Genomic DNA, 22,862 nt, shown 5'->3' with positions numbered 1-22,862 from the left:
AAGAGGCGGGTTCGTCCCCGACAGATAGGCGCATGCGGCCGGGTCGGCAAGCCACCCCTCCGGCAATGTCGCATCCGTGACCGGGGAAGACGGCTATTCCTGCACCGGCGCCGGGGCATCGCCCGGGGCTGCGACCATGGCCACCATCTGCGCCAGTTCGGGATCCTTGGTCAGGTCGGCAAAGGCGAATTTGGCGGTCAGCGCCGTCGGCGACAGCTCGACGTTCTTCACCACCTTGGCGCCCGGCGCGGCCGGGCCATAGGTGCGGCCGTTCACCGCGAAATAGACCGCGCCCGAGTTGCCGGCGCGCAGGATCGGCGGCGCTTCCAGCTTGGGCAGAGCGAAGCGTTCGCCGGCGTCCATGGTCTTTTCCAAGAGCACGGTGCCGTCGGCCGAGGTGACGCGGACCCAGGCCGGACGGGCGGCGAGGATCTCGATCTCGGCGGCGTCGGGGGCGATGGTGCGTACGGCCAGCTGCTCGGCCGGCATCTCGGGGCCAAAGACGCGCTCGGCCTGTGCCGGGGCGGTGACCGCTTGGGCGATGGCGGCTTCGGGCTGCGCCGCGACCGGGGCCGCCAGCCCCGGGTCGATGGCGGCGATGGGGCCGTCGCGGGCCACCAGCACCGGCACCTCCAGCGCCTGCGGGCGATAGGTGCGATCCAGCCCCTCGGGACGTGGCAGGTTGACCTGGGCCGATTCCACGGTCTCGGGCTCGGCCGCCTCTTGCACCGGATCCAGCGCGGCGATCATGCCGGGCGCCTGGTCGCCGGGGGTCAGGTTGACCTTCTGCACCTCTTGCAGCACGGCCCAGCCGCCATAGCCCAGCCCGCAGGCCAGCGCGACCATGACCAGCAGCGAGCCGATGGCGCGCGGCTCGATCGAGGACCACATGCTTTCCGGCTTGGGCAGGAAGATCGGATGCGGATTGGCGAGCGCCTCGGCCGGGTCCGAGGGCCGGCGCTGCGGCTTGGGCCCCGAGGCGGCCGGCGCCATGCCATGCGTGGGCTGGAAGCCGGATTCCTGGCAGAAGCGGCGGAAGGTCCAGTCCGAATCCATCCCCAGGTAGCGCGCGTAAGAGCGGACGTAGCCGGCGATGAAGCTCGGCGTGTCGAAGGCCGAGATGTCGCAATTCTCGATGGCGGCGACATAAGAGGCGCGGATGCGCAGCTCGCGCTGCACGTCCAGCAGCGACTTGCCCAGCGTGGCGCGTTCGCCCCGCATCAGGTCGCCGAGTCGAATATCAGGATCGTCGAAGCCATGCGGCAAAGCCGCAGCCTCGTCATGGCCATGCGACGGGGGATTCCCCCTCAGCCCGATCATCGCGCCTGCCCCATTCTCTTCTGCCCTCCCGAATCGGGAGATTCTCACGGATTGATTAAAGCAAGGTTATCACGGGCGCGAGAGCTGTTCACCCTGAAACCGAAATCAGGCCGCAGAAGTTGAACGATTGAGCTTGCACTGGGACCACAGGTTGTCCATGGCGCGCACCAGCTGGTCGATCTGGCGCGGATCATGCACCGGCGAGGGCGTGAAGCGCAGCCGCTCGGTGCCGCGGGGCACGGTCGGGAAGTTGATCGGCTGCACGTAGATGCCGAAATCGGCCAGCAGCATGTCCGACAGCGCCTTGCAATGCACCGGATGGCCGACATGCACCGGCACGATATGGCTGCCATGGTCCATGATCGGCATGCCCAAGCCGCGCAGCCGCATCTTCAGGATGCGGGCGTTCAGCTGCTGCTGATCGCGCAGCACCTGGCCCTCGGCCGTCTTCAGGAAGGCGATCGAGGCCGCCGCGCCCGCCGCCACCGCCGGCGGCAGCGAGGTGGTGAAGATGAAGCCGGGCGCATAGGAGCGGATCGCGTCCACCATCTTGGCCGAGGCGGCGATATAGCCGCCGAAGACGCCGAAGGCCTTGCCCAGCGTGCCGTTGAAGATGTCGATGCGGTCCAGCAGCCCGTCGCGCTCGGCCACGCCGCCGCCGCGGGGGCCATACATGCCGACGGCATGGACCTCGTCGAGATAGGTCAGCGCGCTGAATTCGCGCGCCAGGTCGCAGATCGCGGCGATGGGGCCGAAATCGCCGTCCATGGAATAGATCGATTCGAAGGCGATCAGCTTCGGTGCCTCGGGATCGTCGGCCTCCAGCAGCTCGCGCAGATGCGCGACGTCATTGTGGCGGAAGATGCGCTTGGCGCCGTCGAAACGCTTGATCCCCTCGATCATCGAGGCGTGGTTCAGCGCGTCGGAATAGATGATCAGGCCCGGGAACAGCTTGCGCAGCGTCGAAAGCGTCGCGTCATTGGCGATATAGGCGCTGGAAAACACCAGCGACGCCTCTTTGCCATGCAGGTCGGCGATCTCGGCTTCCAGCTTCTTGTGATAGACCGTGGTGCCCGAGATGTTGCGCGTCCCGCCCGAGCCGGCGCCGGTCGAATCCAGCGCCTCGTGCATGGCCGCTAGCACCACCGGATGCTGGCCCATGCCCAGGTAGTCGTTGCCGCACCAGACGGTGATCTCGGTCTCCGAGCCGTCGGGCCGGGTCCAGATCGCCTGCGGATAGGCCCCCTTGCGCCGCTCGATGTCGATGAAGGTGCGATAGCGCCCCTCCTCGTGCAGCTTCCCGATGGCTTGATCGAGGGCGGCTGAATAATCCATCTGCGGTCCCTTGCCTTGCTTGAACTTGCTCGCTTGGGGGATCATGCTCCGATCCCGCGGGTCATGACTTGATACGTGTCAATTCAGAGAAAATATAGGGCAAAATTGTCGCATTGCGACCATCGAACCAGCCGAAATCTCTGAGCAAATCATTCAGGAATAGGGAAAAGATGGCTGACAGCACCCGAATCGACGAAGTTCTTTCAACGCTGGACGCGGAATTGCCGCAGGCGCTGGAGCGGCTGAAGGCGTTCCTGCGCATCCCCTCGATCTCGACCGATCCGGCGCATCGCGGCGACGTGCGCCGCGCCGCCGAATGGCTTTGCGCCGAACTGGCCGGGCTGGGCTTCGAGGCCTCGGTCCGCGACACGCCCGGCCATCCGATGGTGGTGGCGCATTCGCCGAAGGGCACGCGCCGGCCGCTGCTGTTCTATGGCCACTATGACGTGCAGCCGGTCGATCCGCTGGCACTGTGGGACCGCCCGCCCTTCGAGCCCGAGGTCCAGGACACGCCCGAGGGCCGCGTCATCCGCGCCCGCGGCGCCGCCGACGACAAGGGCCAGCTGATGACCTTCGTCGAAGCCTTCCGGGCCTGGAAGGCGGTGCATGGCGCCCTGCCCTCGGACCTGGTGCTGCTTTTCGAGGGCGAGGAGGAATCCGGCTCGCCCAGCCTGCAGCCCTTCCTGCGCGAGAACGCGGACGAGCTGCGCGCCGGCATCGCCATGATCTGCGACACCGGCATGTATTCCGACGGCCGCCCGGCGATCACCACCCAGCTGCGCGGGTTGCTGGGCGAGGAAATCGTGGTCCGTGCCGCCGACCGCGACCTGCATTCGGGCAGCTTCGGCGGCCTCGCCGCGAACCCGGTCCAGCTGCTGGTCGATCTGCTGGCGACGATCAAGGATGCCGACGGCCGCGTTACCCTGCCCGGCTTTTACGACGGCGTCGAGGAACTCAGCGACGAGCTCGCCGCCGACTGGGACGCCCTGGCCTTCGACGCCGGCGACTTCCTGTCCCGCGTCGGATTGCGCCTGCCCATCGGCGAGACCGGCCGCACCGGGCTCGAAATGGTCTGGAACCGCCCGACCTTCGAGATCAACGGCATCTCGGGCGGCTATACCGGCGAGGGCTTCAAGACCGTGCTGCCGGCCGAGGCGCGCGCCAAGGTCAGCTTCCGCCTGACCGGCACCCAGGACCCGCAGGCGATCCGCGAAACCTTCCGCGCCCATGTCCGCGCCGCCATCCCCGCCGATTGCACGGTCGCGTTCCACGGCCATGGCGCGAGCCAGGCCAGCCGCATGGACATCCGCGACCCGGCCTTTGCTGCGGCGAAACAGGCGCTGTCGCAGGAATGGGGCCGCGAGGCCGCCCATATCGGCGCCGGCGGCTCGATCCCCATCGCGGGGGATTTCAAAGCGATCCTCGGCATGGATTCGATGCTGATCGGCTTTGGCCATGACGACGACCGCATCCACTCCCCGAACGAGAAATACAACCTGGAAAGCTTTGCCAAGGGCGCGCGCAGCTGGGCGCGCATCCTCGCGGCGCTGGCCTGACGCAAACGCCGCTCCCTTTTCGTTCCGATCCGCTAGACTGGCGACGGTATCGGCAAGGGGGCGGCGATGGCGGATCAGACAGCGAAGTTCCAGCAATTCAAGGCGCTGCATGCGCAACCCGGGGCCTTCGTCATCCCGAATCCCTGGGATGCGGGCTCGGCCAGGCTGCTGGCGAGCCTTGGCTTTCCGGCCTTGGCGACGACCAGCGCGGGCCTAGCCTTCTCACGGGGCCGGCCCGACGACCCGGGCGCGCTGGGGCTCGAGGCGGTGCTGGCCAATGCGGCGGAAATCGTGGCCGCGACGGCGCTGCCCGTCTCGGCCGATCTCGGCAACGGCTTTGCCGCCACGCCCGAGGGCTGCGCCGAGACCATGCGCCGCGCGGCTGCGACCGGGCTGGTCGGCGGCTCGATCGAGGATGCGACCGGCGATCCCGCCGCGCCGATCTTCGACTTCGCCGAGGCCGTGGCGCGGGTGCGGGCGGCGGCCGAGGCGGCGCGCGGCCTGCCCTTCCTGCTGACCGCGCGGGCCGAGAATTTCCTCTGCGGCCGCCCGGACCTCGACAACACCATCCGCCGGCTCCAGGCGTTTTCGCAGGCCGGGGCCGATGTGCTTTACGCGCCGGGCCTGCCCGACCTCGCGGCGATCCGCCGGGTCTGCGCCGCGCTCGACAAGCCGGTGAACGTGGTGATGGGGCTGCGCGGACCCAGCTACAGCCTGGCGGAACTGGCCGAGGCCGGCGTGCGCCGGGTCAGCGTCGGCGGTTCCTTCGCGCGGGCGGCGCTTGGCGGGCTGATGCGGGCGGCGCGCGAAGTGCGCGACTTCGGCACCTTTGCCTATGCCCGGGACGCCCTGCCGGGGGCCGAGATCGAGGCGATCATGCGGGCATGAAAAAGGGCGCCCCAAGGGCGCCCCGGATGGTCTTGCCGTGCCGGATCAGGCCGCGCGGGCGGTCAGCACCGTCTCGACCTTCTTCTGCGCGCCGGCCTCGTCCATGCCGGCCACCGCGGCGACTTCGCGGGTCAGCCGGTCCAGCGCCGATTCATAGAGCTGACGTTCGGAATAGGACTGCTCGCGCTGGTCGTCGCTGCGGTGCAGGTCGCGCACCACCTCGGCGATGGAGATCAGGTCGCCGGAGTTGATCTTGGCCTCGTATTCCACGGCGCGGCGCGACCACATCTGGCGCTTGACGCGGGCCTTGCCCTTCAGCGTGTCCAGCGCGCGCTCGACCAGGTCCGGGGTCGAGAGGCCGCGCATGCCGATCTCGGAGGCGCGGGCGGTCGGCACGCGCAGGGTCATCTTGTCCTTTTCGAACGAAATCACGAACATCTCGAGGCGCAGCCCGGCGACCTCCTGCTCTTCGATCGAGACGATGCGTCCCACGCCATGGGTCGGATAGACCACGAAATCATCGGGACGGAACTCGGTCTTCTTGACTTTCGACATTGGGCTTCCTTCGCAGTTGCGCCGCGCTGCGGCACAAAAAACCCCAAGGCGGGACGATCCCCCCTTACGGGCCAATTCATCGTTTTCGCGGATCTGGCCGGATTGCGGACAGAACAGGCAGCAACGCCGACCAAGCCACCAAGGCGGCCTGATCGGCGCGATATGCCGACATCATATCATAAAATACGCCGCGATTCAAAGCCTCGCTGCAAAGCGGCATCGGTTCCGCCGTCTGTGAAAAACCATCGTAAAATCAGGAACTCGCAACCCTTCACCGGCAGAACCGATGCGTGGACGGGGACGAATCGCTCGTCCTTGTCCACAAAGCGCCGTCTAACGATTCCCGCTGCCTTACGCTACGTCCTTGCAGACAAATACGACTATTGATGCCCATCGACCACAGTCGCCGCAGCGCAGCATGATCGGCCGGGCGCAGGCTCAATCCCCCTCGCCGGGCGCTTCCGAGAAATATTTCTCGAGCTTGCCGGGCTGGCCGTCCATCTCCTCATAGCCGGGCATCGGGTCCTTCTTGCGGGTGATGACCGGCCAGAGTTCGGCATATTTGCGGTTGAACTCGACCCAGGTCTCCATGTCCGGCTCGGTATCGGGGCGGATGGCGTCGGCCGGGCATTCCGGTTCGCAGACCCCGCAGTCGATGCATTCGTCGGGGTGGATGACCAGCGTGTTCTCGCCCTCGTAGAAACAGTCGACGGGACATACCTCGACACAATCGGTGTATTTGCACATAATGCAGTTATCGGTGACGACGTAGGTCATGGGGCGCTGGTTCCTGCTTTCCTGAGCGGGTAGTTACGCCTGACGCGATCATCATTCAAGGCCGGCGCCGGTGAAAAGACGGGCATCACAGGCAAGGCCGGGGCCGCGGGACGACATTCCAGGCCAGCGCGCGGCCGCGGAACGGGGTTCCGGGAATGCCGCGCCGCAGCGCCGAATCAGGGGCCGATTTCCTCGTAAAGCGTTGCGGCCTCGGTTGCCGGGCCGCGTCTTTCGCCACAGTTCAGCACCCGCAGCGCCCGGACCCGGCCATGGGCCGAGACGGTGACCGTGTCACCATGTCGCACCGGCTGGGCGGGCTTGCTGCAGGGCTGGCCGTTCAGCCGGATTCCCCCGCCGACGATGGCATCGGCGGCAAGGGTGCGGGTCTTGAACACCCGGGCGAAATGCAGCCAGCGGTCCAGCCGGACCGTGTCCGCCGCCGCCTCGCTCACGGTTTGTTCTTGAGCGAGGCCAGGATGGCGAAGGGGCTGTCGGGATCGATCGGCTTCTCGGCGCGCGGCGGGCGGGCCTCGAAGCTTTTCGGGCCCTCGTGGCGGGGCTTGCCCTTGTCGAAGCGCGGCTTGCCCTTGGGCCCGCGCTCGCCGCGATTGTCGTCGCCGCGGCGCTTGCCCTCGAAGGGCTTGCCGCCTTCGCGCGGCTTGTCGCCGTCGCGGTCCCGGCGCGGGCCGCGCTCCCCTTGCGGACGCGGCGCGCGTTCACCCTGCGCAGCCTGACCCTGACGCTCGCCGCGCTCGGGGCGGCGATGGCCACCGCGCGGACGCGGCGCCCAGGTGAAGGTGTAGAACACCTCCATCTCGGGCGCGGCTTCCTCGGCCGCCTCGCCCGCCGCCTCGGCCTCGGCAGCCTTGCGGGCGGCCTGCTCGGCCTCCCACCTGGCGCGGGTCTCGGCGGCCAGCACGCTTTCCTCCTCGGTCAGCGGATGCTCGTGATCGGCCGGTTCGGGCGCGGGCTCGGGCGCCGGCGCCTCGGCGCGGGCCTTGGGACGCTCGCCGCGCTCGGCGCGATAGCCGAGGCCGCCCATCAGCCCCGAGAACTGTTCCAGTGTCATGCCGGTGATCGACAGCATGTCCGGGGTCGCCTCGAAACCGCCGCGGCTGTCCTGGCCGCGCAGCATGTCGGCCAGCCGTTCCAGCATGTCGATGCGGATCGCGCGTTCACCCGCCGGGTGATAGCCCGAGAGCGTGTAATAGCCCTTGGGCACGTCCGGCAGATTCGGGATCGTCACCAGCCCGGGGGGCGGGCTTTCCGGGAACTCCGCCAGCCCCTGATCCAGACCCCAGAGCACCAGCCGCAGCCGGGTCGGCGCCGGCTTCAGCAGCGCCGGCTGGAAGATGGTGAACTGGCCGAAGCGCACGCCATGCTTGCGCAGCAGGCCGCGCGCCTCCTGGTCCAGCTCCTTGACCTCGTTCGCGACGCCCTCGCGCGGCAGCACGCCCAGCGCCTCGACCAGGCGGAAGGCAAAGCCGCGGGCCAGGCCGGTCAGCGTCTCGTCATTCTTCAGCGCCTGCAGCGGCTCGAAGGCGGTGGCGATCTTGCGGTCGATGAAATGCTGCAGCCGGCGGCGCACCTTCTCGGCGATGTCCGGGCCGGCCTCTTCGTCGACGAAGGCCTCGACGCCGGGCTTCAGCGGCTCGGTGCCCTTGACCAGCTTGCCGACGGCGGACGAACCCCACATCAGGCCGCCCTGCTCGGTAAAGTCCAGCTCGGTGTCCGGCGCGTTGTAGAAGCGATCGGCCCGCAGGTGGAACTCGGGCCTCAGGGCCTCATAGGCGGCGCGGGACAGCATCTTCGCCTCGTCCCCGGTCGCATTCGGATCGGCATGGAAGCGGAAGCCTTCCAGTCGGCCGGCGAATTCGCCCTCGACCGTCACTTCGCCCTTGTCATTCACCTCGGCCAAAAGGCTCTCCTTCTGCTTGAGCCGGCGCAGCAGCACAGAGGTGCGCCGGTCCACGAATCTTTGCGTCAGCGCCGCGTGCAACGCGTCCGACAGTCGATCTTCTACCGCGCGCGTCTCGGCGCGCCAATGACTTTCGTCGGAAACCCACCCCGAACGCTGCGCGACATAGGTCCAGGTCCGGATAAATGCCAATCGTTTCGACAATGTGTCGATATCGCCCTGGGTCTTGTCGATGCGCTCGATCTGCTTGCGCAGCCAGTCGCCGGGCACAGTGCCGACCCGCAGGAAGCCGAAGATGCGCGCCAGCAGCGTCGCATGCTCCGCCGCCGAGATCGAGCGGAAATCCGGGATCCGGCACACGTCCCACAAGAGCCGCACATCCTTGGGATGCGTCAGCATGTCGCGGATCTCGGGCATCGAGGTCAGCGTCTTCAGCGCCCGCAGGTCGTCGGCCTCGCGCCCGCGGCTCAGCCATTCCGACTGCGGCGCGGCCTCGAGGCTGGCGATCAGCCGCTCGACCGTGCCGAATTCCAGCGCCGCATTGCGCCACATCAGCCGCGCGATGGGCTGGAAGCGGTGGTTCTCGATCGCATCGATCAGCCCCTCGTCCAAGGGCGAGGCGTCGCCGGTGACGCCGAAGGTGCCCGGCTCGGTATGGCGCCCGGCGCGGCCGGCGATCTGGCCCAGCTCATGCGGGAACAGCGGGCGATAGCGGCGGCCGTCGAATTTCTCGGTGCCGGAAAAGGCGATGTGGCGGATGTCGAGGTTCAGCCCCATGCCGATGGCGTCGGTGGCGACCAGGAAATCCACCTCGCCGTTCTGATACATCGCGACCTGGGCGTTGCGCGTCCGGGGCGACAGCGCGCCCATGACCACGGCGCAGCCGCCCTTCTGGCGCCGGATCAGCTCGGCCGTGGCATAGACCTCGTCGGCCGAGAAGCAGACGATGGCCGAGCGCGGCGGCATCCGGCTGATCTTTTTCGAGCCGGCCCAGGACAGGGTGGAAAACCGCTCGCGCCGCATGAACTGCACGCCGGGGACCAGCGCGGCGATGGCCGGGCGCATGGTGTCGCTGCCCAGCAGCAGGGTTTCGTGCAGGCCCCGCATGTTCAGCAGCCGGTCGGTGAAGACATGGCCGCGTTCCGGGTCGGCGCAAAGCTGGATCTCGTCGATGGCGACGAAATCGGCGCCGACCTCGGGCATGGCCTCGGTGGTGGCGACCCAGTATTGCACGCGCTCGGGGACGATGCGCTCCTCGCCCGTGACCAGCGCCACGACCGAGGGGCCGCGCGCCTTGACGATGCGGTCATAAACCTCGCGCGCCAGCAGGCGCAGCGGCAGGCCGATGACCCCGGTGCGATGCGCCAGCATCCGGTCGATGGCATAATGGGTCTTGCCGGTATTGGTCGGGCCAAGCACGGCCGTGACCCGGGATCTGTCGTTCATCAGGCGTCCGTGCCTTGCAATTCCTGTTCGATGCGCGTCACCGCATCCTGCGCGTCCTGCTGGTGCGGGTGGATCTTCAGGCTGGCCTGGAACGCCTCCAGCGCCCGGCGCTTGTCGCCCAGCTCCTCCAGCATGGTGCCAAGCTGGGTCAGCGCGCCGAAATGGCGCGGCTCCAGCCGCAGCACCTGTTCGATATCGGCGATGGCGGGGCCGTAATCACCGTCCAGGTAGAAGGCGACCGAGCGCAGATACCAGCCGGCGGCGAAATCCGGGGCATGGTCGGTCAGCGCCGTCAGGTGGCCGATGGCCGTCGCCGTGTCGCCCGCGTCCAGCGCCGCCTCGCCGCGCTTGTAGAGCAGGTCCATGGCGGCCGAGCCCGAGCGCGACCAGATGCGCAGGATGTCGGTCTCGGCCCGGGCCCAGGCCTCGCCCTCGGGCTGGGCCAGTTCGGCGAACAGCAGGTCCAGGTCCTCGCGGTCGCGGGCCAGCGCCGCGACGGTCGGCTCGGCCGGGGCGGCGGGCTCGGCCAGGGGGTCGGCCGCGGGCGGATCGCTCTCATTTTCAGGAGAATTCTCTTGCGGGGCCGCATCCTGAACCGGTATCGCCCGAAAGGCGCCATCCGGCCATGCCGGGGCCGCGCCGGGGACCAGCAGCCCCAGGAAAAGCCCTGCCGCGACGGCATGATGGAAATCAGGGACTGGCCAACGCATATTCCCCATGTAAACCTCCCACCCAACCAATACCAGAGACGAGAACAGGAGATATGGAATGAGCAAAGTGGTCGAGGCCGCCGTGGCCGCGCTGGACGAGAAAGCCAAGGGCTTCGACGGCACCGCCAAATTCGTCATCGAGGGCGAAGGCTCGGTCTATATCGACGCGAACGGCGCCCGCGCCGCGGATGACGAGGCCGAGGTGACGCTGACCGCCAGCCGCGAGACCTTCGAGGGCATCATCGCGGGCGACGTGAACCCCACGACCGCCTTCATGACCGGCAAGCTCAAGGTCGATGGCGCCATGGGCACCGCCATGCGCCTGGGGGCGCTTCTGTCCTGACGCGATGAACCCGGCGCCCTTCAACACGCTTCCGGGCGACCCGCTGCCGCTCGCCCGCGCCTTCTGGCTGCGGGCCGAGGACGGGGTGCGGCTGCGGGCGGCGCATTGGGCGGCGGGCGGCGCCTCGGGGACGGTGCTGCTGTTCCCCGGGCGCACCGAATATCTGGAAAAATACGCCGCCGTGGCGGCGGACCTGAATGCGGCGGGCCTTGACGTGCTGTCGATGGACTGGCGCGGGCAAGGCATGTCCGACCGGCTGCAGGACAATACCCGCCCCGGCCATATCGGCAGTTTCGCCGACTACCAGCGCGACGTGGTCGAGTTGGTGGTGGCGGCGCAGGAACTGGACCTGCCGCAGCCTTGGCATCTGCTGGCGCATTCCATGGGCGGGGCCATCGGGCTTGCGGCGCTGGACGGCGGCCTGCCGGTGGCGAGCGTGGTGTTTTCCTCGCCCATGTGGGGCATCAACCTGCGCGGAATCCCCGAGCCGGCGGCGCTGGCGCTGGCGACGCTGCTGTCGCGGCTGGGTCGCGGCGGCCATCCCGCGCCCCGCACCGGCGGCGAGGAAAGCTTCGTGCTGCTGGACCCGTTCCACGACAACCTGCTGACCCATGACGGCCAGCGCTGGGGCCGGCTGGTGGCCGAGGCCGCCGCCTGGCGCGACATTTCGGTCGGCGGCGCCAGCAACGACTGGCTGCGCGAGGCGATCCTGGAATGCCGCCGCCTGGCCACGCTGCCCGCGCCCGGCCTGCCGGCGCTGATCGCGCTTGGCGACGGCGAACGCATCGTCTCGCCCCAGGCCATCCGCAGCCGCGCCGCCGCCTGGCCGGGCGCCCGGCTTCTCGAACTCGAGGAGTGCCGGCACGAGCCGATGATCGAGCGCGATCCCGTCCGCGACCTGTTCCTGCAGGCGGCGCTGGCGCATTTCGCGGCGGTGATGACGGCCTAGGCCGCGGGCCGGGCGGTGCCTCTGGGACTTGCGCCCCGGCGCGGCAAAGGTCACATGATGGGCCAGAGGAAAGGACCGATCATGACGATTTCTGCCTGCCGCCCCCTGCCCCTCCGCGCCCTGCCGCGGGACGAGAACGCGCTTCCCGTTGCCGCCGACGCCCCCGAACTGGGCCAATTGCCGGAATGGGATCTAAGCGATCTCTACCCGGCACCCGACGCGCCGGAGTTGACCCGCGATCTCGAGGCGGTCGAGGCGGCCTGCTCCGCCTTCGCGCGCGATTATGACGGCAAGCTGGTCGCGCTGGGGCCGGACAAGATGCTGGAATGCATCGAGCGCTACCAGGACATCGACATTCTGGCCGGGCGGATCATGTCCTATGCCGGGCTGCGCTATTACCAGAACACCACCGACGCGGCCCGTGCCAAGCTGATGGGCGACATGCAGGACCGCATCACCACGGCGACGACCAAGCTGGTGTTCTTCAGCCTGGAATTCAACCGCATCCCCGACGCCCGCTATGCCGAGGTCTTCGCGGCCCCGAACGGCCCCGCGCGCTACAAGCCGGTGTTCGACCGCATGCGCGCCATGCGTCCCTATCAGCTCTCGAACGAGCTGGAACGCTTCCTGCACGACAATTCAGTCGTCGGCGCCGCCGCCTGGAACCGGCTCTTCGACGAGACCACCGCCGGGCTGACCTTCGACGTGGACGGCGAAGAGCTGGGTATCGAGGCGACGCTGAACCTGCTGACCGACCACGACCGCGCCCGGCGCGAGGCCGGCGCCAAGGCCCTGGCCGCGGTCTTCGGCAAGAACATCAAGCTTTTCGCGCGCATTCACAACACGCTCGCCAAGGAAAAATCCATCGAGGACAAGTGGCGCAAGATGCCGACGCCGCAGACCGCGCGCCACCTGTCGAACCATGTCGAACCCGAGGTGGTCGAGGCGTTGCGCAATGCCGTCACCGCCGCCTATCCGCGCCTGTCGCATCGCTATTACCGGCTGAAAGCGCGCTGGCTGGGGCTCGACAAGCTGCAGGTCTGGGACCGCAACGCGCCGCTGCCGACCGAGACGCCGCGCCTGATCGCCTGGCCCGAGGCCGAGGCGACCGTGCTCGACGCCTATGCCGGCTTCTCGCCGAAACTGGCCGAACTGGCGCAGCCCTTCTTCGAGCGGGGCTGGATCGACGCCGGCGTGAAGCCCGGCAAGGCGCCCGGCGCCTTTGCGCACCCGACCGTCACCACCGTGCATCCCTATGTGCTGCTGAACTACCTCGGCAAGCCGCGCGACGTGATGACGCTGGCGCATGAGCTGGGCCACGGCGTCCACCAGCGCCTGGCGGCCGGACAGGGCGAACTCCTGGCCTCGACGCCGCTGACGCTCGCGGAAACCGCCTCGGTCTTCGGCGAAATGCTGACCTTCCGCGCGCTGCTGGCCAAGACCAGCGACAAGGCCCAGCGCAAGGCGCTGCTGGCCGGCAAGGTCGAGGACATGATCAACACGGTCGTGCGCCAGATCGCCTTCTACGATTTCGAATGCAAGCTGCACGCCGCCCGCGCCAAGGGCGAGCTGACGCCCGAGGACATCAACGATCTCTGGATGTCGATCCAGGCCGAATCGCTGGGCGATGCCTTCGAATTCATGCCGGGATACGAGACCTTCTGGACCTATATCCCGCATTTCGTGCATTCGCCCTTCTACGTCTATGCCTATGCCTTCGGCGACGGGCTGGTGAATGCGCTCTATGCCGCCTACGAGGACGGGCTGCCCGACTTCCAGGCGAAATATTTCGCCATGCTCTCGGCCGGCGGCGCGCAGCATCACAAGGAACTGCTGGCGCCCTTCGGCCTCGACGCCTCGGACCCGGCCTTCTGGGACAAGGGCCTCGCGATGATCGAGGGCTTCATCGACGAACTCGAGGCGATGGAGGCGTGATCACGCTGGAACCGCTGGGCCGCGACGGTTACGACCGCGTGGCCCATATCGCCGTGACGCCGCAGCAGGAACCCTTCTGCGGCACCATCGCCGGCCATTTCCAGGCCGACGAGTCGGGCTGCGACTTCCACCTGATCGCCCGCGACGGCCGGCCGGTCGGCTTCTTCAAGATCGACCGCGCCTATGCTGCGCGCTACGACTTCGCCGCGCCGGACGAACTGGGCCTGCGCGGCGTGATGGTGGACGCGCGCGAGCAGGGCAAGGGCAGCGGCAAGGCGGCGATGCGGGCGCTCGGCCCCTATGTCGCGCGCCGCTATCCCCAGGCCCGCGCGCTGGTGCTGACGGTGAACGAGGCCAACCCCCTGGCCCGCGCCGTCTATCTGGCGGCGGGTTTCCGGGATACCGGCGCGCTCCACCACGGCGGCCAGATCGGCCCGCAGCATATCCTGCGCCTGCCGCTGCGCGCCTGACGCCAGCACCCGACGCCTCCAGCCTTCACTGTTTTCCAAATACTCCGCCGACCGCGCCAAAAGGCCCGGACCGCGCGCCTCTTTCTCCGCGCCCGGGCCTTCTTTGTTTTCCAAATACCCCGCCGACCGCGCGCCGGGGCACCCGGCTTCACCCCAGGGCGCGCGCCCGGTCCCGCAGCACGAACTTCTGGATCTTGCCGGTCGAGGTCTTGGGCAACTCGCCGAACACCACCGTTTTCGGCACCTTGTAGCGCGCCATGTTCTGCCGGCAGAACGCGATCAGCGCCTCGGCCTCGGCCGCGCGGCCCGGCTTCAGCGTCACGAAGGCGCAGGGCGTCTCGCCCCAGGTCTCATCCGGCCGGGCGACCACCGCGGCCTCCAGCACGTCGGGGTGCTTGTAGAGCACGTCCTCGACCTCGATCGAGGAGATGTTCTCGCCGCCCGAGATGATGATGTCCTTGGAACGGTCCTTGAGCTCGATATAGCCGTCGGGATGCATCACGCCCAGGTCGCCCGAGGCGAACCAGCCGCCCCGGAATGCCTTTTCCGTGGCCGAGGGGTTCTTCAGATAGCCCTTCATCACGTTGTTGCCGCGCATGAAGACCTCGCCCATGGTCTCACCGTCGGCGGGCACTGGGGCCAGCGTCTCGGGGTCGGCGACCATCAGCCCGTCCAGCGCCGGGTTGCGCACGCCCTGGCGCGATTTCATGCGGGCGCGCGCCTCGCCCTCCAGCCCGTCCCATTCCGTCTTCCAGGCGCAGACGACTGAGGGGCCATAGGTCTCGGTCAGGCCATAGACATGGGTGATCTCGATGCCCATGGCCTCGACCGCCGCGATGACCGAGGCCGGGGGCGGTGCGCCCGCGACCATGGCCTTGACCGGATGGTCGAAGTCCTTCAGCGCATCGGGGGCATTGGCCAGCATGTTCATCACGATGGGCGCGCCGCAGAAATGCGTGACCCGCTCGTCGCGGATCAGGCGGAAGATCGGCTCGGCCCGCACCGCGCGCAGGCAGACGCAGACCCCGGCATTGGCGGCGATGGTCCAGGGGAAGCACCAGCCGTTGCAATGGAACATCGGCAGCGTCCACAGATAGCGCGCATGATGCGGCATCTGCCACGAGGTGATGTTCGCCAGCGCATTCAGCGCCGCACCGCGGTGGTGATAGACCACGCCCTTGGGGTCGCCCGTCGTCCCCGAGGTATAGTTCAGCGAGATCGCGTCCCATTCGTCGGGCGGCATCTGCCAGTCGAAGTCCGGATCGCCCTCGGCCAGCAGGTCGTCATAGCTCAGCGCGCCCACGCGGCTGCCGCCCTGGAAGCTGGGGTCGAGGATGTCCACCACCAGGATCTCGCGGCCGCGCGCGATCTTGACGGCGCGCTCGGCCAGTTCCGAAAACTCGGGATCGACCAGCAGCACGCGGGCCTCGCCATGGCTGAGGATGAAGGCGACCGCCTCGGCATCCAGCCGGGTGTTGATCGCGTTCAGCACCGCGCCGGTCATCGGCACGCTGAAATGGCTCTCGAACAGCTCGGGGATATTCGCGGACAGCACTGCCACCGTGTCGCCCTTGCCGATGCCGCGCGCGGCGAGCGCCCCGGCGATGCGGCGGCAGCGCGCATAGGTCTCGGCCCAGTTGCGGCGCACGCCCTCGTGCACCACGGCCAGCGCCCGAGGATGGACCTGGGCGGTATGCTCCAGGAAACGCAGCGGCGAAAGCTGCGCGTAATTCGCCGGACAGATGTCCAGGCCCTGGCTGTAGATATCGTAATGCGGCACTTGCCCCTCCGTCGCGATCGCGCGCCCGCGACTAAGCCAGTCGCGACGGGTTTTGCCAAGGGGGCGATTGCCAGCGCCCGGTGGCGCGGTCCGGGTGGGTATTTGGAGAACGAAGAAAATCCAGGGTAAGAATCCGGGCGGCGCATTCCGGGCGGATTTGGGATTGATAATCGCCGGCCAAACTGTTCGTTATCGGAGCGTGACCAGACTGCCCGGAGCAAGAACGATGTCAGCGCCCGCGCGCCGCATGGCGATTTCCCTGTTTCTGCCGATCGCGGCGGGGCTGATGCCTGCGCCGAGCCTGGCGCAGGATCCCGGCCAGCAGCCGCCGACCCCGGTCACGGTGGTCACGCTGCGGGCCCAGGATGTGCCCCTGACCACCACCCTGCCCGGCCGCGTCACCGCCTCGGCCGAGGCCGAGGTGCGCCCGCAGGTCAACGGCATCGTCACCGAGCGCCTGTTCGACGAGGGCAGCCATGTCAAGGTCGGCGACCCGCTGTTCCGCATCGACGCCACCACCTACCAGGCCGCCGTGGCCCAGGCCGAGGCCGCCGTGGCCCAGGCCCGCGCCCAGGCCGAGAATGCCCGGCGCGAGGCCGAGCGCGTCGGCGCGCTGCGCGACCGCCGCGTCGCCTCGGAAAGCTCGACCGACAGCGCCATCGCCGCGCGCGACGCCGCCGAGGCCGCGGTCAAGGTCGCCGAGGCGCAGCTGCAGACCGCGAATATCGAACTGGAGCGCACCACCATCCGCGCCGAGCTGGACGGCGAGATCGGTCTGGCGCAGACCAGCCAGGGCGCGCTGGTCACCGCCAGCCAGGCGACGCCGCTCGCGGTGATCCGCAAGCTGGACCCGGTGCATGTCGACGTGACGCAATCGGCGGCTGAGGTCATCCGCTTCCGCCGCACCATGGCCGCGCAGAACGAAGGCGCCAAACATGCCGAGCAGAAGGTGACGCTGCGCCTGGCGGATGGCACCGAATTCGACCAGGAGGGCACGCTGACCGCCGCCGAGCCCTATGTGAACGAGACGACCGGCGTGGTCACGCTGCGGCTGGCCTTCGCCAATCCCGACCGCATCCTGCTGCCCGGCATGTATGTGCAGGCCGTGGTGCAGCAGGCCACCGCCAGGGACGTGGTGCTGGCGCCGCAGGAAGGCGTCAGCCGCGACCGGCGCGGCCAGCCCATCGCGCTGGTGGTCAATGCCCAGGACGTCGTCGAGCAGCGCCAGCTGACCGTGCTGCAGGACCACGGCAGCCAATGGGTCGTCAGTGAAGGTCTGGACGACGGCGACCGCATCGTGGTCGAGGGCGTCCAGAAGATCGCCCCCGGCATGACCGTCGCCCCCGAGGAACGCAAGGCGGCCGAAGGCACCGATGCGGAGGCCGTGCCGGCCGAGGGCGGCGACGCTGCCGCCGGCCAGCCCGCAGAGCAGCCCGCTGCCGAAGAGCCGGCCGAACAAGCCGCCGACGACGCCGCGCCGGCCCAAGGCGCCGCGCCCGCCGAGGCCGCGCCGGAGGCGGCGGACCCGGCCCAGCCCGCGAACTGACCGCGACACCGCGAGGAAAGACAGGAACCGCATATGGCCCGCTTCTTCATCGACCGTCCGGTGTTCGCCTGGGTGATCTCGATCCTGATCATGGGTCTGGGGATCCTGTCGATCCTGTCCCTGCCCGTCGCGCAATATCCGCAGATCGCGCCGCCCACGGTGACGATCCGCGCCACCTATCCCGGCGCCTCGGCCGAGACGGTGGCCAATACCGTGACCCAGGTGATCGAGCAGCAGATGACCGGCCTCGACGGGCTGCGCTATTTCAAGTCCAGCTCGACCTCCTCCGGCAGTTCGCAGACCGAGCTGACCTTCGAAACCGGCACCGACCCCGACATCGCCCAGGTCCAGGTGCAGAACAAGCTGTCCCAGGCCACCGCGCTGCTGCCGGAACCCGTGCAGCGCCAGGGCCTGACGGTCGAGAAATCGGCCTCGGGCTTCCTGATGGTCATCGGCCTGACCTCGCCCGACGGAAGTTTCGAGCAGGTGGACCTGTCGGATTACCTGATCTCGAACCTGGTCAACGACCTCAGCCGGATCGAGGGCGTGGGCTCGATCCAGGTCTTCGGCGCGCAATATGCCATGCGCATCTGGCTCGACCCGTCGAAACTGGCCGCTTATGAGCTGACGCCGGGCGACGTGGTCGCGGCGGTCTCGGCCGAGAACGCGCAGATCTCGGCCGGCAGCTTCGGCAGCCAGCCGGCGCCGCAGGGCCAGATGCTGAACGCCACCATCACCGCGCAATCGCTGCTGTCGACGCCCGAGGATTTCGAGCAGATCGTGCTGCGCGCCGAACAGGACGGCGGGCTGATCCTGCTGAAGGACGTGGCCCGCGTCGAGATCGGCGCCGAGGATTACATGACCAACGCCCGCTACAACGGGCAGCCGGCCTCGGGGCTGGCGATCAGCCTGGCCTCGGGCGCGAACGCGCTCGACACGGCGGAACGGGTCAAGGCGCGGATGGAGGAATTCGCCCGCTTCTTCCCCGAGGGCATGGATTACGTCATCCCCTTCGACACCACGCCCTTCGTGCTGATCTCCATCGAGGAGGTGGTCAAGACGCTGGTCGAGGCCATCGTGCTGGTGTTCTTCGTCATGCTGCTGTTCCTGCAGAACTGGCGCGCGACGCTGATCCCGACGCTGGCGGTGCCGGTGGTGCTGCTGGGCACCTTCGGCATCCTCGCGGCCTTCGGCTTTACCATCAACACGCTGACCATGCTGGCCATGGTGCTGGCCATCGGGTTGCTGGTCGATGACGCCATCGTCGTGGTCGAGAACGTCGAGCGCATCATGGAGGACGAGGGACTTGAGCCGCGCGAGGCCACCCGCAAGTCCATGGGCCAGATCACCGGCGCGCTGATCGGCATCGCGCTGGTCTTGTCGGCGGTCTTCGTGCCGATGGCCTTCTTCGGCGGCTCGACCGGGGTGATCTACAAGCAGTTCGCCGTGACCATCGCCAGCGCCATGGGCCTGTCGGTCGTCGTGGCGCTGTCGCTGACCCCGGCGCTGTGCGCCACCCTGCTGAGAAACGAGCACGGCCACAAGACGCGCGGGCTTTTCGGCCTGTTCAACCGCGGCTTCGACAGCACCATGCGCGGCTATGGCGGCGCGGTCGGCTGGATCATCCGCCGGCCGCTGCGCATGATGCTGATCTATGCCGCCATCGGCGCGGCCATGGTGTTCCTGTTCCTGCGCACGCCCACCGGCTTTCTGCCCGACGAGGACCAGGGCATCATGTTCGCGCTGATCCAGGGCCCGACCGGCGCCACGCAGGAACGCACCGACGCGGTCATCGACCAGATCCAGCATTACTTCGCCGAGAACGAATCCGAGAATGTCGACAGCTTCTTCGGCGTCTCGGGCTTCAGCTTCGCGGGCTCGGGCCAGAACATGGGCATCGCCTTCCTGCGGCTGAAGGACTGGGACGAACGCCCCGGCGCCGACCAGTCGGTGCAGGCCATCGCCGGCCGCGCCTTCCCGGCCTTCATGGGCATCCGCGACGCCATGGCCTTCCCCATCGTGCCGCCCTCGGTGATCGAGCTCGGCAACGTCTCGGGCTTCGACTTCTATCTGCAGGCCCGCGCCGGCCAGCCGCATGAACAGTTGCTGGACGCGAGGAACCAGCTTCTGGGCATGGCCGCGCAGGACGGGCGCATCGCCCAGGCACGGCCGAACGGGCTTGAGGACGCATCCGAATACAAGCTCGACATCGACTGGCGCAAGGCCGGGGCGATGGGGGTCACGGCCTCGGACGTGGGCAGCCTGCTGTCGGTCGCCTGGGCCGGCAGCTATGTCAACGACTTCATCGACCGCGGCCGCATCAAGCGGGTCTATGTCCAGGGCGAATCGCAGTCGCGCGCCGTGCCGACCGACATCGACAAATGGCGGGTCAGGAACAGTGCCGGCGGGCTGGTGCCCTTCTCGAACTTCGCCGAGGGGCGCTGGAGCTATGGGCCGCAGGGCCTGTCGCGCTATAACGGCGTTCCGGCGATGAACATCCAGGGCAACCCGGCGCCCGGCGTCTCGTCGGGCCAGGGCATGGCCGCCATCGAGGAACTGGCGGCGCAGCTGCCGCCCGGCTTCGACGTGGCCTGGACCGGCCTTTCGCTGGAGGAACAGGCGGCCGGCAACCAGACCATGCTGCTTTACGGGCTGTCGCTGGCGGTGGTGTTCCTGTGCCTGGCCGCGCTTTACGAAAGCTGGTCGATCCCCTTCGCGGTCATGCTCGCCATGCCGATCGGCGTCCTGGGCGCGCTGGTCGGGGCCTGGCTTGGCGGCTTCGACAATGGCGTGTTTTTCCAGGTCGGGCTGCTGACCGTCATCGGCCTGACCGGTAAGAACGCCATCCTGATCGTCGAATTCGCCCGCGAGCAGGTGGAGCAACACGGCAAGCCGCTGTTCGAGGCGGTGATCGAGGCCGCGCGCCAGCGCTTCCGGCCGATCATGATGACCTCGGTCGCCTTCTCGCTGGGCGTGCTGCCGCTGGTGCTGTCGACCGGCGCCGGCGCCAACGGCCGCAACACCATCGGCGCCACGGTGCTGGGCGGCACCGTCTCGGCCACGGTGCTGGGGGTGCTGTTCGTGCCGCTGTTCTTCGTGCTGGTGCGCCGGGCGCTCGGCCGGCCCGAGGCACCCGAGCCGGGCGCCGCCCGCACCTGACCTGGCCTGCCCGCGCCAGCCCGCTTGCGGGCTTTCGCGCGCCGGCCTAGTCTTTCGCCAAGGGGCCGCAGGAGGGGACATGGAGGCGACCGGCCAGATCGCAGGGGTGCGGCAGGCGGATGAGGCACGCCCCCGCCCGCATGGCGTGGCGCTGCGCCCGCTGGCGCTGGGGGGCGCGACGCTGGCCTGGCTCGCGATCTTTGCCATCGTCGTCTCGGTGCTGATGCTGAACGCCCGCGCCGCCGTGCGCGCCGAGACCGAGGCCGCCTTCGGGCTGGCCAATGCCTTTGCCACCATGCGCCTGCCCACCGCCTTCGAGCGTCGCGACATGATGGCCGAGGCGCGCCAGATCGCCGCCGACATCGAATCGCAGCGCCATGTCTCGGCCGAGCTGCGCGACGCCACCGGCCGGCCGGTGGCCTTGCCACTGGCGCCGCAGCCCCCGCGCGACCCGCCGCCGGGCTGGTTCGCCGCCCTGCTGCGCCCGGCCCCGCGGGCCGACCTGATCCCGGTCTCGCAATATCCGAACGTGCTGGGCGTGCTCGAGATCCGCACCGATCCCGGCGACGAGATCGCCGAGGCCTGGGCCGATTTCCGGCTGATGCTGCCGCTGCTGGGCGGCATGGCGCTGGCGGTGCTGGGCGTGACCATGGCAATCACCGGGCTGGTGCTGCGCCGGCTGGGGGTGCTGGGCGCGGCGCTGGCGCGGATGCGGGCGGGGGACCTGGCCGTGCGGGCGCCGCAGACCGGGCTGGCCGAGCTGGGCCAGCTCAGCGACGGGGTGAATGCGTTGGCCAGCCATCTGGCACGCGAGCGGGCCGAGAACCGCCGCCTTCAGGGCCGGATGATGACCCTGGCCGAATCCGAGCGCGCCCGCATCGCCAGCGACCTGCACGACGGCGTCGGCCCGCAGCTTTTCGCGCTGCAAGCCGCCATCGACCAAGCCGGGGAACGCGCCGGCGGGGCCGCCGACCCGGCCCTGGCGGGGGCGCTGGCGGCGGTCTCGCGCCATGCGGCGGCGATCCGGGCCAGCGCGCGCGCCGCCATCGACGACCTGCGCCTGTCGCCGGCCGAGGGCGCGAGCTTGGCCGAAATGCTGCAGGAGCTGCTGTTCGAATTCGCCGACATGGCGCCCGAGGTCGAATTCGCGCTCGATGCGCCGCAGGACCTGCCCGCGGCCGACGAGGCGGCGCGGGTGGCGCTGTTCCGCTTCGTGCGCGAAAGCGTGCTGAACGCGCTGCGCCACGCCCGTCCGACGCGGGTCGGGGTCGCGCTGGCCACGGCACCCGGCGCCGCGCTGCTGGCCCGGGTCGAGGACGACGGCGCCGGCCCCCGGCCCGCCGGCCGCAAGGGGCTGGGCCAGACCGGCATGCGCGACCGCGCCAGCGCGCTTGGCGGAGACTACACGCCGCCCCGCCGCGACGGCGCCATGACCGTGACCGAATGCCGGCTGACTCTGGCCGGACCGCAGGACCAGGAAACCGATTGATGAACGCCAGCGCCCCTGCCGCCGATGCCGAGCCCGCCGCCCTGCGGGTGCTGATCGTCGACGACCACCCGGTGGTGGCCGAGGGCTGGGAATGGATCACCAAAGGCCGGCTGGACTGTCGGATTACCGCGGCGGCGACGCCCTTGCAGGGCTGGCGGGCATGGCGGCGCGCGGCCCCGGACCTGATGGTGATCGACCTGACCATGGGCGAATCGCGGCTGGCCGGGGTGCGGCTGATCGAGCGGCTGCGCGCCGCCGGGACCGAACTGCCGATCCTGGTCTTTACCATGCATCGCAGCCCGCTCATTGCCCGGCGCGCCTTGCAGGCCGGCTGCAACGGCATCGTGATGAAGGATTCGCCCTCGGCCGAGATCTGCGAGGCGCTGCGCGAACTGGCCGCCGGGCGCGATTACGTCCCCGCCGACCTCGCCCGCAAGATCGCGCTGATGGAGCGGCCCGGCGCCGCCCCCGCCCGCCCGCGCCTGACCCCGCGCGAGCTGGAGATCTTGCGCGCCATCGCCAGCGGCCTCAGCTATCGCGACATCGCCGCCCGCGCCAATATCAGCTACAAGACCGTCTCGAACGTCAGCCAGACGCTGAAGGACAAGCTGGGCGCCACCAGCCTGGCCGATCTGGTGGTCAAGGCCGTGCGCCATCTCGACGAAAGCCGGGACGAGGTCTGAGCC

General features: G+C 69.0%; 18 protein-coding genes. 10 read left to right on the top strand and 8 right to left on the bottom strand.

The annotated features are described in order from the left end of the window. Positions 1-93: 93 nt before the first annotated feature. Together ASV56_RS19925 and hemA are read right to left on the bottom strand one after the other, a co-directional pair. The gene (locus ASV56_RS19925; RefSeq protein WP_062563710.1) at positions 94-1,320 is read right to left on the bottom strand and encodes a helix-turn-helix domain-containing protein; all 1,227 of its coding nucleotides are present in this window, start codon (positions 1,318-1,320) and stop codon (positions 94-96) included. A 105-nt stretch (positions 1,321-1,425) separates the two neighbouring features. Then, positions 1,426-2,655 carry a 5-aminolevulinate synthase gene (gene hemA, locus ASV56_RS19920; protein WP_062563709.1) on the bottom strand — a complete coding sequence of 410 codons (1,230 nt, stop codon included), beginning with the start codon at positions 2,653-2,655 and terminating at the stop codon, positions 1,426-1,428. 170 nt (positions 2,656-2,825) lie between these two features. Between hemA and ASV56_RS19915 the strand changes: the two genes are divergently transcribed. Both ASV56_RS19915 and ASV56_RS19910 read left to right on the top strand, forming a co-directional pair. Further along, complete coding sequence (locus ASV56_RS19915; RefSeq protein WP_062563708.1) at positions 2,826-4,211, top strand: dipeptidase; 1,386 nt, start codon at positions 2,826-2,828, stop codon at positions 4,209-4,211. Positions 4,212-4,277: 66 nt separating this feature from the next. Beyond that, positions 4,278-5,099: an isocitrate lyase/PEP mutase family protein gene (locus ASV56_RS19910; RefSeq protein ID WP_062563707.1), complete on the top strand. Its 822-nt coding sequence runs from the start codon at positions 4,278-4,280 to the stop codon at positions 5,097-5,099. 45 nt (positions 5,100-5,144) lie between these two features. On the opposite strand, the gene ASV56_RS19905 is transcribed toward ASV56_RS19910, so the two are convergent. From ASV56_RS19905 to ASV56_RS19885, 5 genes are all read right to left on the bottom strand, one after another. After that, positions 5,145-5,654 (bottom strand): CarD family transcriptional regulator, encoded by a 510-nt coding sequence (locus ASV56_RS19905; RefSeq protein ID WP_018000203.1) that lies wholly within the window; start codon positions 5,652-5,654, stop codon positions 5,145-5,147. A 438-nt stretch (positions 5,655-6,092) separates the two neighbouring features. Next, complete coding sequence (gene fdxA / locus ASV56_RS19900) at positions 6,093-6,431, bottom strand: ferredoxin FdxA (protein WP_018000202.1); 339 nt, start codon at positions 6,429-6,431, stop codon at positions 6,093-6,095. 176 nt (positions 6,432-6,607) lie between these two features. After that, the gene (locus ASV56_RS19895; protein ID WP_062563706.1) at positions 6,608-6,883 is read right to left on the bottom strand and encodes an RNA-binding S4 domain-containing protein; all 276 of its coding nucleotides are present in this window, start codon (positions 6,881-6,883) and stop codon (positions 6,608-6,610) included. After that, the gene (locus ASV56_RS19890; protein WP_062563705.1) at positions 6,880-9,795 is read right to left on the bottom strand and encodes a helicase-related protein; all 2,916 of its coding nucleotides are present in this window, start codon (positions 9,793-9,795) and stop codon (positions 6,880-6,882) included. The genes ASV56_RS19895 and ASV56_RS19890 overlap by 4 nt, the downstream gene beginning before the upstream one ends. Then, on the bottom strand, positions 9,795-10,514 hold the full coding sequence (locus ASV56_RS19885; protein WP_253880180.1) for a tetratricopeptide repeat protein: 720 nt from the start codon (positions 10,512-10,514) through the stop codon (positions 9,795-9,797). The genes ASV56_RS19890 and ASV56_RS19885 overlap by 1 nt, the downstream gene beginning before the upstream one ends. A 49-nt stretch (positions 10,515-10,563) precedes the next feature. Between ASV56_RS19885 and ASV56_RS19880 the strand changes: the two genes are divergently transcribed. From ASV56_RS19880 to ASV56_RS19865, 4 genes are all read left to right on the top strand, one after another. Next, positions 10,564-10,848 (top strand): SCP2 sterol-binding domain-containing protein, encoded by a 285-nt coding sequence (locus ASV56_RS19880; RefSeq protein ID WP_062563704.1) that lies wholly within the window; start codon positions 10,564-10,566, stop codon positions 10,846-10,848. A gap of 4 nt (positions 10,849-10,852) precedes the next feature. Further along, a complete protein-coding gene (locus ASV56_RS19875) occupies positions 10,853-11,797 on the top strand; it encodes an alpha/beta fold hydrolase (protein ID WP_062563703.1) in 945 nt (314 codons plus the stop codon). 81 nt (positions 11,798-11,878) lie between these two features. Next, positions 11,879-13,732 (top strand): M3 family oligoendopeptidase, encoded by a 1,854-nt coding sequence (locus ASV56_RS19870; RefSeq protein ID WP_253880179.1) that lies wholly within the window; start codon positions 11,879-11,881, stop codon positions 13,730-13,732. Further along, positions 13,729-14,202, top strand: coding sequence for a GNAT family N-acetyltransferase (locus ASV56_RS19865; RefSeq protein ID WP_062563702.1), 474 nt, complete (start codon positions 13,729-13,731; stop codon positions 14,200-14,202). The genes ASV56_RS19870 and ASV56_RS19865 overlap by 4 nt, the downstream gene beginning before the upstream one ends. A 148-nt stretch (positions 14,203-14,350) precedes the next feature. Here ASV56_RS19865 and ASV56_RS19860 read toward each other — a convergent pair whose 3' ends face one another. Further along, on the bottom strand, positions 14,351-15,982 hold the full coding sequence (locus tag ASV56_RS19860; RefSeq protein WP_062563701.1) for an acyl-CoA synthetase: 1,632 nt from the start codon (positions 15,980-15,982) through the stop codon (positions 14,351-14,353). Between the two features lie 226 nt (positions 15,983-16,208). On the opposite strand from ASV56_RS19860, the gene ASV56_RS19855 reads away from it, so the two are divergent. The 4 genes from ASV56_RS19855 (at position 16,209) to ASV56_RS19840 (ending at position 22,859) form a co-directional block, all read left to right on the top strand. Beyond that, positions 16,209-17,528, top strand: a complete 1,320-nt coding sequence (locus ASV56_RS19855) for an efflux RND transporter periplasmic adaptor subunit (RefSeq protein ID WP_082724943.1) — start codon at positions 16,209-16,211, stop codon at positions 17,526-17,528. A gap of 33 nt (positions 17,529-17,561) precedes the next feature. Then, entirely contained in the window at positions 17,562-20,687 is a 3,126-nt protein-coding gene (locus ASV56_RS19850; protein ID WP_062563699.1) for an efflux RND transporter permease subunit, read from the top strand. A gap of 79 nt (positions 20,688-20,766) precedes the next feature. Beyond that, positions 20,767-22,176: a sensor histidine kinase gene (locus ASV56_RS19845; RefSeq protein ID WP_062563698.1), complete on the top strand. Its 1,410-nt coding sequence runs from the start codon at positions 20,767-20,769 to the stop codon at positions 22,174-22,176. Continuing rightward, on the top strand, positions 22,176-22,859 hold the full coding sequence (locus ASV56_RS19840) for a response regulator (protein WP_062563697.1): 684 nt from the start codon (positions 22,176-22,178) through the stop codon (positions 22,857-22,859). Before ASV56_RS19845 ends, ASV56_RS19840 begins: the two co-directional genes overlap by 1 nt. Positions 22,860-22,862 lie beyond the last annotated feature (3 nt).

Source organism: Paracoccus aminovorans (genome assembly GCF_001546115.1).
GTDB classification, from domain to species: domain Bacteria; phylum Pseudomonadota; class Alphaproteobacteria; order Rhodobacterales; family Rhodobacteraceae; genus Paracoccus; species Paracoccus aminovorans_B.
The sequence above is the reverse complement of the archived record's forward strand: the minus strand, read 5'-3'. Positions and strand labels throughout refer to the sequence as shown.

Bases quoted from the DNA above. Each gene is read 5' to 3' on its own strand.
- ASV56_RS19880 (WP_062563704.1), top strand. From the start codon at position 10,564: ATGAGCAAAGTGGTCGAGGCCGCCGTGGCCGCGCTGGACGAGAAAGCC.
- ASV56_RS19840 (WP_062563697.1), top strand. From the start codon at position 22,176: ATGAACGCCAGCGCCCCTGCCGCCGATGCCGAGCCCGCCGCCCTGCGG.
- ASV56_RS19905 (WP_018000203.1), bottom strand. From the start codon at position 5,654: ATGTCGAAAGTCAAGAAGACCGAGTTCCGTCCCGATGATTTCGTGGTC.
- ASV56_RS19910 (WP_062563707.1), top strand. From the start codon at position 4,278: ATGGCGGATCAGACAGCGAAGTTCCAGCAATTCAAGGCGCTGCATGCG.
- ASV56_RS19915 (WP_062563708.1), top strand. From the start codon at position 2,826: ATGGCTGACAGCACCCGAATCGACGAAGTTCTTTCAACGCTGGACGCG.
- fdxA (WP_018000202.1), bottom strand. From the start codon at position 6,431: ATGACCTACGTCGTCACCGATAACTGCATTATGTGCAAATACACCGAT.
- ASV56_RS19855 (WP_082724943.1), top strand. From the start codon at position 16,209: ATGTCAGCGCCCGCGCGCCGCATGGCGATTTCCCTGTTTCTGCCGATC.
- ASV56_RS19885 (WP_253880180.1), bottom strand. From the start codon at position 10,514: ATGGGGAATATGCGTTGGCCAGTCCCTGATTTCCATCATGCCGTCGCG.
- ASV56_RS19845 (WP_062563698.1), top strand. From the start codon at position 20,767: ATGGAGGCGACCGGCCAGATCGCAGGGGTGCGGCAGGCGGATGAGGCA.
- ASV56_RS19875 (WP_062563703.1), top strand. From the start codon at position 10,853: ATGAACCCGGCGCCCTTCAACACGCTTCCGGGCGACCCGCTGCCGCTC.
- ASV56_RS19925 (WP_062563710.1), bottom strand. From the start codon at position 1,320: ATGATCGGGCTGAGGGGGAATCCCCCGTCGCATGGCCATGACGAGGCT.
- ASV56_RS19850 (WP_062563699.1), top strand. From the start codon at position 17,562: ATGGCCCGCTTCTTCATCGACCGTCCGGTGTTCGCCTGGGTGATCTCG.
- ASV56_RS19870 (WP_253880179.1), top strand. From the start codon at position 11,879: ATGACGATTTCTGCCTGCCGCCCCCTGCCCCTCCGCGCCCTGCCGCGG.
- hemA (WP_062563709.1), bottom strand. From the start codon at position 2,655: ATGGATTATTCAGCCGCCCTCGATCAAGCCATCGGGAAGCTGCACGAG.
- ASV56_RS19890 (WP_062563705.1), bottom strand. From the start codon at position 9,795: ATGAACGACAGATCCCGGGTCACGGCCGTGCTTGGCCCGACCAATACC.